The sequence below is a fragment of the Microcoleus sp. Pol14D4 genome, from assembly GCF_036701245.1.
GTDB lineage: Bacteria > Cyanobacteriota > Cyanobacteriia > Cyanobacteriales > Microcoleaceae > Microcoleus.
Map to the genome: position 1 here is coordinate 78,379 of NZ_JAUBQM010000011.1, position 16,178 is coordinate 94,556.

Below are 16,178 nucleotides of genomic sequence, written 5' to 3' on the forward strand. Positions count from 1 at the left end.
TTAATCAAGGGCGAGTCTTAAACCCACCTACCAACTACAACTCTCACCGTTCCATCTGCCAAAGTTTCCTCTTCTTCAACATGAAAACCCTCTGACTGCACCGCCGCCATCAAACTTTTGCGCGCGTATTTTTGACTAATTAAATTGACAAATTCCTGCTGATTAATTCGAGCGCCCCAAAAATCCGCCACCAATTCGTAATCCTCTCCGTTGCGGCGAAAACCCAAATCGTAACCGTTGGATTGCCGAATCACGTACTCGGCATTAGTTTTGTCACCCCGATAACCCCGTACCTGCACATTGCACTCTACTTGATAACCCAATTCTTCCAACACTTGATGCAGCAGTTCGCCGTTCTTGATCTGAACCTTGATCGTTGTGAAGTGTGACATATCACTTTCGGATTTTTGTGTGAAACGCTGATTTGATTATAATACTATAAACTCCAACCGTCAACAAGTTAGAATTTGCGCTCTTAAACGCGGTTTTAGCGTCACCAAAAGCAGCCAGGTTACAAGCCCCCGGATTCATAGGCTCAGAAAATTACAACTGAGTATCCGATAACAATCCCCCCTATTTATCCGTGAATTCGCTTTCTTCAATCTTCCAATTATTCAATCTAAAATCTAAAATCTAAAATCTAAAATCGTATGATAGCCGACAATTCTAACCAACCCAGAGAATATGATGCCGTCCTCGGCGGCCAAAGTCAAATCCCGATCGCCGGCGCTGTTTTGGGAGGCATCGCGGGGGTAAAGCAGCGCTTCAACAGTCCTAGTATCGAGGCTCGGATTGCCGCTGTAAAAGATGCTCCCAAATACGGAGGCGCTGGTTTAAATTTAGCAATTGAGGCGCTGCTTGACCCCGCAGCAGAAGTGCAGCGAGTTGCTTATTTAATTTTGCGATCGAGGACAGAACCGTTAGTGCGCCAAGCTTTAAAAGACTTCGTGCCTTACAAGCTTTTTGATTGCATCCGCACTGTGAAAACTGGGACAAATCTTGCGATTAGTCCCGGAGGATCTCGCACCGCGAGTTTGCACGGGAAAATAATTAGAATTTGCGATGTAGATACAGGAGAAATACTCTATACTGTTGACAAGTATCCCCGCGCTCAAGAAACTTTTGTCCTGAGCCAAGAAAGTGAAGTGTTTGTGAGGAGCAGAAATACTCCAAAACACCGCGCGATCGAAATTTGGCAGGGAGGAGAATTGCAGCATACTTCCCTCGGACATGAAGCGGAAATTAGCGCAATTGTCGTCAGTCCCGACAGTCAAGTTATCGCCAGCGGTTCGGCAGATACTACTATCAAAATTTGGAATTTAGAGACGGGAAAGTTAATCTGTACCTTTGGCAATCTTTTAACTTGGGGAGCTCATAAAGCAGGAATTGTTAGTCTTGCTTTTAGCCCGATCGCACAAACTCTCGCTAGCAGCAGTTCTGATGGTACAATTAAGCTGTGGAACCTCCGCAGCAGAGAGTGCTCTCAAACAATTAAGGGTTATGCGAATTGTCTGGCTCTGAGCCCAGACGGGCAGACTTTGGCTACTGGCGGCTGGGACAGAAACATTCAACTGCGACAGCTATCGAATCCAGATAGTTCAATCACATTGGCAGGGCATTTTAACTCGATAAATGCGATCGCCTTTAGTCCCGACGGACGCACTGTTGTCAGCGCTAGTGCAGATGGTAATATCAAATTTTGGAATGCCAGTACGGGCGAAAATTTTTACACTATCAGCGGACATCAAATCTCTGTTACTTGTCTTACTTTTAGCAGCGATGGTGAAACTATTATCAGTGGCAGTATAGACAAAACTATCAAAATTTGGGGAGTTAATTGAAGGAAGTTCGGCAACGGATTCGCTCTACGGATGTAGCGGATGGAAGAAATAGAGAATAGGGAATAGGGAAGAAGGCAGAAGGCAGAAGGCAGAAGGCAGAAAGAAGAAGGAATCGACCTCATGATTTGCACAAATTAAGTACCTCCCAACCATTCAGGGGCTGCCTATATTTCAATTTTCCCGATTCTCTCTTCCTCGGTGCGTGAATCTACGCAAACAAATATAATAAATTTACAATTTCAGTTTTTGTGCAAGCCGAGGAATGCGGAAATTCTTTTTGCACTACTACAAATAGTCACCGTAAAAATACCGACTGGCAGGCATTATTGAGCTTATTATAAATTTCTAAACAGTCGCCCAAAATCCCGATATAGCAGTAATTTCTGAATCCTTTAAAGTATCTTTAATATATCGCATCTTGGTCGGATGAGTATTCCTGCTAATTGTAATATTTGACTTAAAAAGTTTATGCTTAAAAGATAGGCTGGGGTTAAATATACAGTGCGCCCTAGAGTAACCATGTCACACTGCAACCAATCCATCTGTCGTTCTCGCCATTTCGCAGAAATGTGCGATACTGCTGCCAGTTGGCAGCAAAAAGCCGATCGACTAACGGTAGAATTAAACACCACCCAGGATCGGCTTCACGCAGAAATCGATCGGCTCAAACAAGCCAACGAAACCCTTCACGCCGCTGTCAGTTGTGCCCCAATTTTCCTGTGGGCAACAGACAGAGAAGGCAAGTTGACCCTTGCAGCAGGAAAAGGATTAGAAAAATTGGGACTCAAACCCGGTGCAACTGTCGGGCTTTCGATTTTTGAAGTTTACAGCAGCCAGCCAGATATCTTAGAAAATATTGCCGAGGTATTAGCAGGAAACGATCGTACTTGGAACGTCCGAGAGAGGCATTTTATTCACGAAATTCGATCGGCAGCGCTGCGAGATAGAAACGGCGCAGTGGTTGGGGCAGTGGGTGTTTCTACTGAAATTAGCGAGCGCGAGCAGTCGATCGCAACTCTGGAGACGGCAAATCAAGAATTAGAAGAGAGACTTCAGAAGCAGACGAAATTTTTCAATGCAGCACTTGCCGAAAGCGAAAAAAAGTACCGCAACCTCGTAGAAACCTCCCAAGAATTGATTTGGTCGATCGATACTGAAGGCCTCTTGACTTTTGTCAATTCCGCCGCCAAACGCATCTACGGTTACGAACCGCCAGAAATGATCGGACGCCACTTCACCGATTTTTTAGTTCCAGATCAAGCAAGTAGACCAAGAGAAATATTTGCTCAACTTTTAGCAAGAACCAAAATTCAGCCACAAACCGCTAATTCTCCTTACGAAACAGTACACATTCGTAAAGACGGTACTCCCGTCCACCTGCGCGTCAACAGCATCGTCAACCAAGCTGAAAACGGCGCTATTTTAGGCTTGTTCGGAACGGCGACAGATATTAGCGATCGCAAGCGATCGGAACAAGCACTCCAAGAAGCTACAGACCAACTTCGCGCCGTTTTGGATGCGGTACCGGGACTGATTTCTTGGATCAGTTCAGATTTGCGGTATATTGGAGTCAACCAGCACTTAGCAACCTCATTCAACCTGTCTCCTGAAAGCTTTGTCGGTCAAGAAATAAACTTTCTCGAGAAAGGCTCGACTTTTGGAGAACTGATCCGAAATTTTTTTGAGAGTTCATCTCAGCAAACCTGGCAAGAAATAGACATTGAAATTAACGGTTTCGTCCGCAACTATTTGATAGTAGCTCAGAAATATCATCAGGGAACTGCTGCGGTTTCCGTAGGAATAGACATTACCGACCGCAAGCGTGCAGAAGCTCTAAAAAACCAATTGATATGCTCGCTGCAAGAATCAGAACACAAATTTCGTAGCCTTTATGAAGCCACCAGCGACGCAGTAATGTTGCTTGACGAAAAGGAGTTCTTTGACTGCAACCCCGCTACCTTAAAAATATTTGGCTGTAGCAACACCAAAGAATTTTACGGCAAGAGATTGAGCGACTTTTCCCCACAATTTCAGCCGAGCGGACAAGACTCATCCAGTCTAGCAATACAGAGAATATCGGCAGCATTGCAAACAGGTAGCTGTCGCTTTGAGTGGGTACACAAACGACTTGACGGTTCAGAATTTTCCGCAGAAGTTCTGTTAAACGCAATGGAAATTAACGGACAAAAATTTCTCCAAGCTGTAGTACGCGACATTACAGAGCGCAAACGGGATGAGGATCAAATCAAAGCCTCGCTCGCCGAAAAAGAAGTCCTTCTCCAAGAAATTCACCACCGCGTCAAAAACAACCTCCAAGTTATTTCTAGCCTGCTGAAACTTCAGTCTCGCTACATTCAAGACAGCCGCGTTAGTGAAATGTTAAAAGAAAGTCAAAACCGAGTCAGATCGATGGCTCTGGTTCACGAACAATTATATCACTCCAAAGACTGGTCAAACATTGATTTTGCTGAATATATCCAAAATCTCGCACACAATTTATTCCAAGCTTATGAAAATCATGCAGAAGGCGTTAAGTTGCAAACAAATATTGCGCCGTGTTCTCTTAATATTGATACGGCAGTTCCTTGCGGGTTAATTATCAACGAGCTTGTGACAAATGCTCTCAAATATGCTTTTAAAGGACAAATTAAAGGTAAAATTAACATAGATTTTTCTTTGGAAAAAAATCGACTTTGCGTGCTAACCGTGAGCGACAGCGGAATTGGTTTTCCTCAAGACTTAGATTATCGAAAAGCCCGAACGTTGGGTTTGCGACTCGTCGGGTCTTTAGTAAAGCAAATCCGGGGGGGAATAGAACTGTTAGAAACTGCTGGCACAACTTTTAGAATAACCTTTTGTCAACCTAAATTGCACTCTGAGGAAAAAAATTAGTGTCTAACAAAAAAATTCTGATAGTTGAAGACGAGAGCATCATTGCGGAAGACATTTCCGACAGTTTGATATCTCTAGGATATAGAATAACTGGCATGGTCTATTCGGGAGAAGAAGCGATTGAATCGGCAGCCAAGTTGCGCCCGGATTTAGTTTTAATGGATCTTAACCTGCAAGGAGAAATCGACGGCATTACAGCAGCCGAAGAAATTCGCTTGCGCTTTCAAATTCCCGTAGTTTATCTGACAGCTTATGCCGATGAAACTACTTTGCGACGAGTTAATAGTACAAAACCGTTCGGCTATATTGTCAAGCCATTTGAAGAAAAAAACTTGCACACAACTATTCAACTGGCACTCTACCGACATCAGTATGATAGCTTGACGAACCTGCCGAATCGTTCATTTTTGCGAGAAAAGTTAAGTCGAGTATTAGATGGTCAAAAAGAATTGTCAGGATTCGTTCCAGTTGTCACGCTTAGCTTAGATAAAATCAACCGCATTAACAGTACCTGGGGACACGATATCGGCGACTCAGTGCTTTGCACCATCGCCCAGCGGCTAAATAACTGCATGGAAAACATTAATATTGTTGCTCGTTTGGAAGCGGCCGAATTCGCGCTGATTCTTAAACCAGTTGCAGAAAAACAGGATGTGGCAAAGATTGCTCAAAACATTTTAGATCTTGTCTCCCAAGGTATGATTGTCAAAGATTGTGAAGTGTATGTCACTGCTAGTATGGGTGTCTGCTTGTATCCCGGTGACGGCATCGACGGAGATGAAATGCTGAAAAATGCTTATATAGCAATGTATCAATCTCAGCAAAAAGGCGGCAATACTTATCATTTTTATTCGGCAAAAAATGCTAAGTATTTTATCAATACACTTCTTCAAGAAACTTGCTTGCGCCATGCTTTAAAAAGCTCAGAGTTTGAAATTTACTATCAGCCGCAAATAGAAATTAAAACAGGTAAAATTATTGGGGCTGAAGCTTTGCTCCGCTGGAATCATCCAGAACGGGGGCGAGTTTCCCCAGGGGAATTTATTCCCCTGGCTGAAGAAATGGGCTTGATTGCACCGTTGGGTGAATGGGTATTAGAGACTGCTTGCAGGCAAGCTAAAACATGGCAAAGAGAAGGTTTACCGCCCCTCCGAGTGGCAGTTAACGTATCCGCCCGTCAATTCGAGCGCAAAAATTTCACGGAAAGAGTCAGGGAGATATTAACAGAAACTGGCCTCGATCCCAAGTGGTTGGAATTAGAACTGACGGAAAGTCTAGTTTTGCAAGACGAAATTGCAGCAGCCAAAGCTTTTACGGTGTGGAAAGATCGGGGAATTAGGATAGCAATTGATGATTTTGGAACGGGATATTCTTCTTTGAGTTATCCCAAACTCTTTCCGTTTGATGCGATCAAAATAGACAAGAGTTTTATTCGCGATATTGCAGACGATCGCCAAAATGCAGCGATAACAATAGCGATTATTCAAATGGCACACTGCATGAACATGACAGTGGTTGCTGAGGGGGTAGAAAATAAGCAAGAACTTGATTTTTTGTGCGAACACGAATGCGACGAAATTCAAGGCTATCTTTTCAGTCAGGCTTTGCCAAGGGCTGAGTTTGAAGCGCTACTGAAAAGTGATAAGTCCTGGGATTTATGCTGGAGGAAGCAGGAAGTTCGGCAACGGATTCGCTAGGGGAAGAAGGAAGAAGGAAGAGGGAAGAGGGAAGAGGGAAGAAGGAAGTTCGGCAACGGATTCTGTAACGGATGTAACGGATGTTAGGAAGAAGGAAGAGGGAAGGGTGTCAGCAATTAATAACATCCTCATTGTCTTAGTTGTTGCTAGACAAGAGAATAATGGGGAAGTGGTAGTTGGTAATTGGTAATTGGTAATTTTGCCTAAAGACTAATGACTGATTTAAAAGATACGATCGCCCAACCAACTTCCCAGCCACAGCCCGAAACCCGAAGTAGCCACCAACAGGATAACCGTGTAAAGCCCGCTGCTAGTGTGGATCAACCTTTCTGCAGCTACCATCCGCGCCACAACTCCAGCAATAATGCCGATCGCAGCCCAAGCCCCATAAACAGTCTTAGACCCGGCGATAGCTAAGGCTTGGACGAGATCCCCCGATCCCGCCCCAGCAAAAGCCCCAGCCCACGCCCCAATCCCCAGCCCGATCGCACCAGAGAGCCCGACGGGGCCCCCAGAATTCCCACCTACTTCCGCCGCCAGCCCGCACATCAAGCCCACAACCCCCCAACAGAGGGCCGCCACCAACACCTTGACCCAATTCCCAGAACCAGTTCCAGCCATCAATCCCACCACTGTCAGCACTCCCGCTACCGCCAAAACAGCAGCCACAGCCCGCGACTCGGCCTCGGAACTGGCGATCGCCCCCAAACCAGATCCCACAGCGCCCCAAGCCGCCCCTGTTACCCTTCCTCCCGCCTGAAAACCGGCGATCGACCCCCCCACCGCCCCAGCCAAAACTAATGCCGCCAGCCACACTCTAGGCGTTGCTGAACCCTCCGCCAGCAAAATCGCGGCCCACAGCCAATCTGCACCGCAGATTAAAGCCCACATCCACAGGGGGGCGGCTGATACAGTCAAAATCCAACCGGTCAAAGCGTAACTAGCCACGGCGATTGCCAGCGGCCACCAAGGGAAGCTTGAATAGTGTTGAGATGGCCGCACTTCCCTCGGCGCGCTTCGCAGTTTTGAGTATTGAGTGGAAAATTCTTTTTTCCTTTTCGAGATAATCTTTGGATAGTTTTGAGATGGCGGCGCTTCCCTCGCAACCCTTTGCCCTGGTTGCTTTCTTCCCCGCCGCGCTTGGCGATTTTGAGTTGTCAATCGTTTCTTGCTTGAAGAGTTCTTTTGAGTTTGAAATTTTTTCGAGGTGGCTTTTGGGCGGGTTTGACGGCGCTGGGAACTAGGCCTAGCGACTGATTTTCGAGAACGCCTTCTCAGCGGCTTTTCCGGCGCAGGGGGCGGTGGCTGCGGAAACTGTTTTTCGATCGACCTCGATTCAGGCTGACTCAGAAACGACAGCAACTGCTGGTAAGCTTGATTAATTTCTGTTAATCTTTGTTGAGCTTTTTGTTGCAGGCGATCGTTGTTGGCAAACCGATCGGGATGCCACACAAACGCTAAATCCCTGTAAGCGCGCTTAATTTCTTCTAAGGAAGCTCCCGGATCAATTTCGAGGATTTCGTAGCATCGGTTAATGTCACCCATAGGCTTCGATCGGCAGTTGTTGGTAAATTTGCGTGAAGCGAAGCTATCCCGCAGGGAATCGTACTTAACATCTTCTACTATTCTCAGCCAAGCTGCACAGTCAAGCGATTTGATATTTGAGATTTGAGATTGGGACTTACGCATCACAACCTTCTGAAACCGGGTTTTTTACCGTTTCTGCGAGGTGTAACGCACTATGATGCAACAAGCCCGGTTTCTGACCACCCGTGGGTTTACCGCTTGCGAGTCATAGAAGATAACATCCAAGATTTCTCTCTTTGACTGAGTACGCGGTCTGGTTTTCTTGTTTCGTGGTAATAATGGCTCGATGAGTTCCCACTCTTTATCGCTTAAGCTGCGGGAGTACGACATTTTTTCTGATCTTAGCTCATCATCACAGATTCCCAATGGGTTCTATAAGATTTACAGCTATTTAGGTGTACCTCACCAAACCGTGAATTGCTATATACTGGAGAAGACAATTCGCCCTCAAAAGCCAATGTCAGAATTGCACTATTGAACTCAGAATAAATGGCTCATGCTTCCTTTTGCATCTCGTATTGTATGCCAAACTTTATTTTTATTGAGTCTGTTAGATATCCCAGCCACAGCAACCTAAGCCTGGATTGGGGCTGGACGAATTACTGATGCTATTGGACAAGGAGGCTCGGTTAAACTGAAACTATAAATTTACGGCAATAATGTCCGCTCAATATACGGGTTTTATATGAATGGTACTCTCTATGAGAGAACGATTAGCACAAAATTGGATCGTTGGCGGTTGAGACAGTGTTCACAAGATTTGTCTGTAACTTTAAACCGAATCCCACTCAAGCCAACAATTTTATATGGACTGAGCCACCTAAATAAATAAATAATAGAAATATATAATGAACACTATCAGATATCGTCCCGCAATATGTATTGGCTTAGTAACCGCTTGGAGCTTGTTTTACTGTGCAGTATCTAGCAACTTACCTATGCTCAATAAAATGGAACTCGACATCCAGGATCATCTAATAAGACTGCATAAGCCAGGGCTTATGCCAAAAGAAATTCTACTGCTTAAGATCGAGCAGCCTGCCATTTTAGGATATAACTTTCATAACTTATATAAACTGAATACTTTCTATGCAATTTTAGTGAAAAAATTAATCAACAGTGGTGCAAAGCTTGTAATCATAAATTTGCCTACTCAAATGAGCCAGTACATAGAGCTTGATACAGAGACTCAGTTAGAACATCCCTTTCAAGAGTTGATTAGTAAATATTCAAAGCAGATTGTTTTGGTCGCTCGTCCAAGTAACTTACCCTCAGAAAATTCAGTAATAAATGATTATCATAATTTACTTCCTTTAGATAATGAAAGTATAAACCCCTCTCTTCCCCCAGAGCAGATAGTAAGTTACTTCAGATATGCAGCACATCCACAAAGCTTAGAAAGCCCAGCTCGCAAAGCCGAGTTATTCTCCTATTTTAGCTATGAAGATGATCCTGATATTAATATACATCATAAGGTTAAATCTGTGGCAACGGTGGCCTTAGAAAAATTCTATATGAACTCAGGAAATATCAAAGGTTTTCAAAACCTTACTAATTTACAAACTCTTTTATCTTTTCAAATTAATTTTTGGGGTCCTGCTGATACATTTCCTAGTATTGATATTCATTTTCACTGTCCTTCCTCTCAGCTAGAGATAGAACACTGTAATCCTTCCTTTGACCCCCAATCTCTTCAGCAGCTCCAGGATAAACTTGTATTAATCGATCTTCCCGAAGGGAAAGGATTTGAAACCTATCGAGAACTATCTCCATTTGGGGAGATGTCTGTTGCAGAAGTAGAAGCTAATCAAATAGCTAGTTTGATGACCCATTCATTTCTGACAAGAATCCCGAATTGGTATGACTACATCATCACAACTTTGGGTCTTGACTTCATAAGCCTATATATACTTAGCCAAGACAAAAAGCATAAACTTATACCTGTTCATCTGCTGGTTGGCTGGCTTCTTCCGATCTTGGTAGGAAGCTATGTAGCTTTAAGTTTTATCTTGTTCTATCGAGGGTTAATTCTTCCATTATCCATCCCAATCTTAGGTTGGGTTGGAACAGGTTCAGGTGTAGCCATTTATTCAATTCTCAGGCAGTCTATCCAACAACAGCAGAAATTAGCTGAGCGACAGGCTGTTCTTTTGCAATCGCGGAAACTCCTCCATCGAGTCGCAACAGACATTCATGATGGCCCACTTCAAGAACTCAAATTGGCAATGGATAGTATTGAGCTTCTAGCCCTCAGTCATCCATCTCCCATGATTAACTCAATCTTAGATCGATTAGAAGCAGTTGGGCTTGCGCTTCGCAATCAGCTCAGCAGCACACGTACAATTGCAGAAAAGCTAGAGATTACACCAGAGCTGCAATCTGGACTGGATCGGGGGATACACCAATGGCTCCAAAAACTGATTGACTCAAGAGAATTAACCTTGACTGTCAAAGAGCATCTACAACCCTTGCGAGAACCCAAATCTGATAGTGCTTGGATTGATTCGAGAGAAGATATCTTTCGCTTTTTTCGAGAAGCGATCGCTAATGTGATTCGCCATGCCCAACCTCCAAACGGATCGGCAACGCAAGTTTCAGTCTCGCTTACTCAAAAAGATCATCAGTGCCGATTAGCGATCGAGAATAATGGAACTAGCCTAACCCCTATCTTATTAGATATTCCTCACAAGAAACGTCGTAGTGGTGGATATGGCACTAAACTGATGAAAACTATTGCCGCTGAGATCCCAAATGGGGCTTGGCAAAGGGTTCCGTTAGAAGAAGGTGGGATGCAGGTAACACTTGAATGGACGATGGACACCCCATAATATGATAACAAAGAAGGGTATAACTACCCGATTAACCTACGTTTAATTGCCTCCATGCAAACTGCGATTCGGGTATTAGTAAGTTGACCATCAAGCTGATCGACATTCAGTTTTGCTTTGAGACTCTGGACGTAGTTCTGAGCTGTTTTGAGGGATATATGCATCCGATCTGCAATTGCCTGATCGGTAAGGGCTTGGTTGCATAACAAGTCCAATACCGTTCTATCCTTATCAGTCAATGGCATTTCGTTCATTAAATTACGAGGAATCTTACACTGTCCAGTTAAAGCATTACGACCTCCTTCTAGAAAAGCATTCCGTCTTTCCATTTTATTAACGACAGCAAATCCCCCTTGATGTTCAAATATTTGCTTCACGACTTGCCTTAAATAGCTTGGTTCGCTGGTATAGACGAGAACATTTAACAGGGGGTGATGCTCAAAAATGTGGTTGAGTAGCGCTAAACCTGGCTTGGCTGACTCCTCGCCTGTCAAAGTCCCAAATTGTAAGTCAACTACTACTAAATCTATGTTCTCTTGCTTGAGTTGCTCAATCCCCTCTTCAGGGGTTTCCTGAATAATGCAGGAACACTGAGGGTCTATCATCCTCAAAAAATCACAATTATTTTGACCCACTTCAGGGTGATCCTCAATGACCAGAAAGCGTTGTGTTTGATAACTCATAGTTTTACCGCCATAACTATTTTATAATTTCTTCAGCAGACTCGTTTTCACGACTATTTAGACTTGCTATATAACCTGTGCTTTTACTGATAATGATAATCGTGAGGGAGAGAAAAGGCGAGCAACACTCGCCTTTTCTCTCCCTATTCTACTGTGTAAGCCTACAGCGTTACAATTTTTGCTTTATAACCTTTATGCTCTAGTTTTTGAACCTCTTTGTTAGCAGCTACACGATCTCGGAAAGTGCCAGCATTGATCCATTTTTTTTGATTGGGGCGGTGATACTGGACGCGGTATTCATGGCGATGTTGGGATTCAAGCGCAACTTTTGTTGTTTGCTTCATAGGCTGAGCATTGGCTTGGAGGGGAACAGCAATGCCTAGCCCAAGGGTAGCTATAGAGATGAGTGTAACCATTACCTTGTTCATAATTCAGACCTGTTTGTAAAGTTGATAGTTTTATTCTGTCCTTCAAGTATTCCGGTTGATAGAGGAGTAAGCGCAAATAATATTGCGTGTTTACGCAAGTCCGTTCAGAAAACGACTTAGAAGGAGAGCGATTGTTTTCGGGGAGAGGGGGGCAATCAGGGGTTTTAAAAATTTATCATCCCAAAGACCTTGTAGAGAAACCTTTTGAGATATTTTAGGCGAGCGAGTAAAATCGACGCAGAATAGCAAGAATCGTTGCAGTTGGTCTGACTTACCCAGATATCTACTCCATACTCTACTGTTTTTTGGCATTACAAGAATTGGTGCAAAGATGAGCTACTTCAAAACATCAGACATCCTTCTGCTATAGCTACAATGAGAAAATACTTTCGTGCGATCGGGATCTGTGTCTGTGTCGGAAAATCAAGCACCCACCTTCATCTTAGTTGACGGTCACTCCCTGGCCTTCCGCTCCTACTTCGCCTTTGCCAAAAGTCGAGACGGAGGCTTGCGAACTACGACGGGCATTCCCACCAGCGTCTGTTTTGGCTTTCTCAAGTCGCTGCTGGAAGTTATGGCGGCCCACGACCCCCAGTACATGGCGATCGCCTTTGACCTCGCCACGCCCACTTTTCGCCACGAAGCAGACGACACCTACAAAGCGGGTCGAGCAGAAACACCGGAAGATTTTAAGCCGGATATCAAAAACCTGCAAGAATTGCTCACCTATTTGAATTTACCTGCAATAACTGCTCCGGGCTACGAGGCGGACGATGTTTTGGGAACTTTGGCAAACAAAGCCAGCGCGGCCGGTTATCAGGTCAAAATCCTCACGGGCGATCGCGATTTGTTTCAATTAGTAGAAACCGACAAACACATCAGCGTATTATATCTGAGTACCGATGAGCTCAGGCGATCGGGCAAAGGTAAATCCCAAGAATACGGCCCGGAAGAAGTCAAAGCCAAACTCGGTATTTTGCCCGAACAAGTAGTAGATTACAAAGCCCTGTGCGGCGACAAATCCGACAACATCCCCGGAGTCAAAGGCATCGGTGACAAAACCGCCCTGCAATTGCTGGAAGCTTACAATTCCCTCGACGGCATTTATGCTGCTATAGATGAAATTAAAGGGGCAACCAAGAAAAAGCTAGAAGAAGGCAAAGAAGCTGCTTATCATTCTCAACGCATGGCGACAATAGTCCAAGACGTTCCCTTAGATATCAACTTAGAAGATTGCCAGCTTATAGGTTTTGACGAATCAGCCTTGATTCCAATGCTGGAAAAGTTGGAATTTAAAACATTTTTAAGCAAAGTTAAACAAATTCAAAAGCGTTTTGGCGGTGTTGAACAACTATTGGCAAAGGGCGGGCAAGATGCCCAACCCCTACTCCCCACAATCAATTTAATGGAGAGTGGAACAGGCATCTTGCCTGTTTCTGTGGGCGAACCCGATGTCCACCCCCCAATAGATAAGTCACCTGCAACTTCTGAAAGTTCAGAAGACGATGCGTTGTGGTTTTTTAGTCCCGCAGAAACCCTAGCCGCCCAGCAGGAAAACAAACTGCCAATTAAACCCCGAATAATTCAAACAACCGAACAGTTAAACGAATTAGTCGAACTGCTGCAAACCTTCACCGACAAAGCCTCACCCGTGGCGTGGGATACCGAAACCACCGCCATCGAACCACGAGACGCGGAATTAGTCGGAATTGGCTGCTGTTGGGGAATCGGCGAAGAGGATGTTGCTTACATTCCCACGGGACATAAAACGGGCAAAAACTTGGATAAAGCCACAGTTTTAAATGCTTTGCGTTCGATTTTGGAAAGCGAGAATTATCCTAAAGCGCTGCAAAATGCTAAATTCGATCGATCGATCCTGCGCTGTCAAGGAATCAAACTAGCCGGCGTCGTCTTCGACACCATGCTAGCCAGTTACGTACTCGACCCAGAAACCAGCCACAGCCTCAGCGAACTGATAAGAAAACACTTAAAACACTTAAAAATCACTCCGAAAACTTACAGCCAATTAGTACCAAAAAACAAAACAATTGCTGACATCAGCATTCGAGAAGTAGCCGACTACTGCGGCATGGATGTTCACACTACATTTCAGTTAGTAGGTAAACTTAGAGCCAAATTGAAGGAAGATGATAGAACTAGCTTTCCGGGAAAAACTTTGGAGGGGTTATTGTTGGAAGTAGAACAGCCCCTAGAACCTGTTTTAGCAGAAATGGAATACTGCGGAATTCGCATTGATTCAGCGTATCTGCAAGAACTATCGCAACAGCTAGAAAAAAGCTTAAAAGAAATAGAAGAAAAAACTTATCAAGCAGCGGGGAGAAAGTTTAATTTAGGTTCCCCGAAACAACTCAGCGAAATCTTGTTAGAAAAAATCCCGGATGAGTTTCAGAAAAAGTCTCGCAAAACGAAGACGGGATACTCTACAGACGCCACTGTATTGGATAAACTGCAAGGAGACCACCCGATTGTAGACGATTTATTAGAACACCGAACATTATCCAAATTGAAATCAACTTATGTCGATGCTTTGCCGCAGTTAGTGCGTGCAGAAACCGGGCGAGTGCATACAGATTTCAACCAAACCGCAACTGGTACGGGAAGGCTTTCTTCTTCCAATCCAAATTTACAAAATATTCCCATCCGCACCGAGTTTTCACGGCAAATTCGCAAAGCTTTTTTACCAGAAGAAGGTTGGCTGATGGTGTCGGCTGACTATTCTCAAATTGAACTGCGAATTTTAGCTCACTTGAGTCAAGAACCTGTGTTAATTGAAGCTTATCAAAATAACCGAGATGTGCATACCGTAACCGCTCAACTGCTGTTTGAAAAAGAGGAAGTAACCCCAGACGAAAGACGGTTTGGCAAAACGATTAATTTTGGGGTAATTTACGGTATGGGGGCGATTAAGTTTGGTCGTTCGATGGGCAAAACTTCAGCAGACGGTAAAAAGTTTATTGAACGATTTAACCAGCGTTACAGTAAAGTTTTTGAATATTTGGAGAAAGTAAAAAAAGAGGCGATCGCCCTCGGATACGTCACCACAATACTCGGCCGCCGCCGCTATTTAAAATTCGAGAGCGAAAGCCTCCTGGACTTAAAAGGTCGCAATCCCCAAGACATTCACTCCGATCGACTTAAATCTGTCAGCAGAGATGACGCCCAATCTTTGCGGGCCGCAGCCAACGCTCCCATTCAAGGTTCCAGTGCTGATATCATTAAACTTGCCATGATTGAGGTACACAAAATTTTGCAAAACTATCAGGCGCGGCTGCTGCTGCAAGTTCACGATGAATTAATCTTTGAAGTACCTCCCGATGAATGGGAAGAATTGCAACCGAAAATTAGAACTGCGATGGAAAATGCTCTGCCACTTAGCGTACCGCTGATAGTTGACATCCACGCTGGGCAAAATTGGATGGAAACTAAATAAAACAGAGAAATATGAGCCCAACAAAAATCCCCCTTTTCCCAACAATAAAAACCTTAAGTGCAGTTGCTTTGCTATTGCTACTATTCGGGTGTCCACAAAAGTTAGCGCCCAACAACTATGCTGTCAAGCGAGTCAGCGACGGCGACACCCTTGTCGCCAGCGATAGCGCCGGAAAAGATATCAAAGTGCGTTTTGCCTGTGTAGATGCACCGGAAGTCGCGCACACAAATGCTGAGAAAAATAGCAAAGCATCAGCACTAAAAAATCAATTTAAGTGGGGCAATTTAGCGCACCAAAGAATGCAGCAGCTCGTCAAACAAGGGGGGGGTCGCGTTGTCTTGACCGTCACCGATACTGACCGCTACGGCCGCAAAGTTAGCGAAGTTCGTTTGCCAAACGGCACATTTGCCCAAGAAGTTTTGACCCGCGAAGGATTAGCAATGGTTTACCGTCCTTACTTGAAAAACTGTCCCAGTGCCAGTGTTCTGGAACAAGCGGAAGCCGAAGCTAAGAAAAATCGCCGCGGCGTTTGGGGAGATTCCAAGTTTGTTCCTGCGTGGAAATTTCGGAAGAGTGATAAATGATCGGAAGAAGGAAGTTAGGCAATGGATTGTAGAAGGGATTTAACGGATTTAACGGAGGGATTTTGACTAGGGAAACGGGATTGGCGTTCCTTACGGTTCGCTTTGACTTTGTAACTGCTCAATAAGTGCTGATAAGCAAGTATCGCCAAAGTAACTCAGACAAGGCCTGATGGCCTCAAGCTGAGAA

General features: G+C 44.5%; 11 protein-coding genes. 6 read left to right on the forward strand and 5 right to left on the reverse strand.

Annotation, left to right across the window (positions count from 1 at the left end):
- Nucleotides 1–17: 17 nt before the first annotated feature.
- On the reverse strand, nucleotides 18–392 hold the full coding sequence (locus tag QUA33_RS07290; RefSeq protein ID WP_333147664.1) for a DUF1257 domain-containing protein: 375 nt from the start codon (nucleotides 390–392) through the stop codon (nucleotides 18–20).
- A gap of 258 nt (nucleotides 393–650) precedes the next feature.
- Between QUA33_RS07290 and QUA33_RS07295 the strand changes: the two genes are divergently transcribed.
- From QUA33_RS07295 to QUA33_RS07305, 3 genes are all read left to right on the forward strand, one after another.
- Nucleotides 651–1,841 (forward strand): WD40 repeat domain-containing protein, encoded by a 1,191-nt coding sequence (locus QUA33_RS07295; RefSeq protein WP_333147666.1) that lies wholly within the window; start codon nucleotides 651–653, stop codon nucleotides 1,839–1,841.
- 519 nt (nucleotides 1,842–2,360) lie between these two features.
- Nucleotides 2,361–4,733, forward strand: a complete 2,373-nt coding sequence (locus QUA33_RS07300; protein WP_333147668.1) for a PAS domain S-box protein — start codon at nucleotides 2,361–2,363, stop codon at nucleotides 4,731–4,733.
- Nucleotides 4,733–6,430 (forward strand): EAL domain-containing protein, encoded by a 1,698-nt coding sequence (locus QUA33_RS07305; RefSeq protein ID WP_333147670.1) that lies wholly within the window; start codon nucleotides 4,733–4,735, stop codon nucleotides 6,428–6,430. Before QUA33_RS07300 ends, QUA33_RS07305 begins: the two co-directional genes overlap by 1 nt.
- 222 nt (nucleotides 6,431–6,652) lie before the next feature.
- Here the strand turns inward: QUA33_RS07305 and QUA33_RS07310 are convergent, their stop codons facing one another.
- Both QUA33_RS07310 and QUA33_RS28190 read right to left on the reverse strand, forming a co-directional pair.
- A complete protein-coding gene (locus QUA33_RS07310; protein ID WP_333147672.1) occupies nucleotides 6,653–8,119 on the reverse strand; it encodes a DnaJ domain-containing protein in 1,467 nt (488 codons plus the stop codon).
- 24 nt (nucleotides 8,120–8,143) lie between these two features.
- Complete coding sequence (locus tag QUA33_RS28190; RefSeq protein ID WP_445243221.1) at nucleotides 8,144–8,347, reverse strand: transposase; 204 nt, start codon at nucleotides 8,345–8,347, stop codon at nucleotides 8,144–8,146.
- A 608-nt stretch (nucleotides 8,348–8,955) separates the two neighbouring features.
- Here QUA33_RS28190 and QUA33_RS07315 point away from each other — a divergent pair.
- The gene (locus QUA33_RS07315; RefSeq protein WP_333147674.1) at nucleotides 8,956–10,845 is read left to right on the forward strand and encodes a CHASE2 domain-containing protein; all 1,890 of its coding nucleotides are present in this window, start codon (nucleotides 8,956–8,958) and stop codon (nucleotides 10,843–10,845) included.
- A gap of 23 nt (nucleotides 10,846–10,868) precedes the next feature.
- On the opposite strand, the gene QUA33_RS07320 is transcribed toward QUA33_RS07315, so the two are convergent.
- Nucleotides 10,869–11,528, reverse strand: a complete 660-nt coding sequence (locus tag QUA33_RS07320) for a LuxR C-terminal-related transcriptional regulator (protein WP_333147676.1) — start codon at nucleotides 11,526–11,528, stop codon at nucleotides 10,869–10,871.
- A gap of 161 nt (nucleotides 11,529–11,689) precedes the next feature.
- The gene (locus tag QUA33_RS07325) at nucleotides 11,690–11,956 is read right to left on the reverse strand and encodes a hypothetical protein (protein ID WP_333094607.1); all 267 of its coding nucleotides are present in this window, start codon (nucleotides 11,954–11,956) and stop codon (nucleotides 11,690–11,692) included.
- 391 nt (nucleotides 11,957–12,347) lie between these two features.
- Here QUA33_RS07325 and polA point away from each other — a divergent pair, with 391 nt between their 5' ends.
- Both polA and QUA33_RS07335 read left to right on the forward strand, forming a co-directional pair.
- On the forward strand, nucleotides 12,348–15,407 hold the full coding sequence (polA, locus tag QUA33_RS07330; RefSeq protein ID WP_333147678.1) for a DNA polymerase I: 3,060 nt from the start codon (nucleotides 12,348–12,350) through the stop codon (nucleotides 15,405–15,407).
- 11 nt (nucleotides 15,408–15,418) lie between these two features.
- Nucleotides 15,419–15,991 (forward strand): thermonuclease family protein, encoded by a 573-nt coding sequence (locus QUA33_RS07335; protein ID WP_333094609.1) that lies wholly within the window; start codon nucleotides 15,419–15,421, stop codon nucleotides 15,989–15,991.
- Nucleotides 15,992–16,178: the final 187 nt, after the last annotated feature.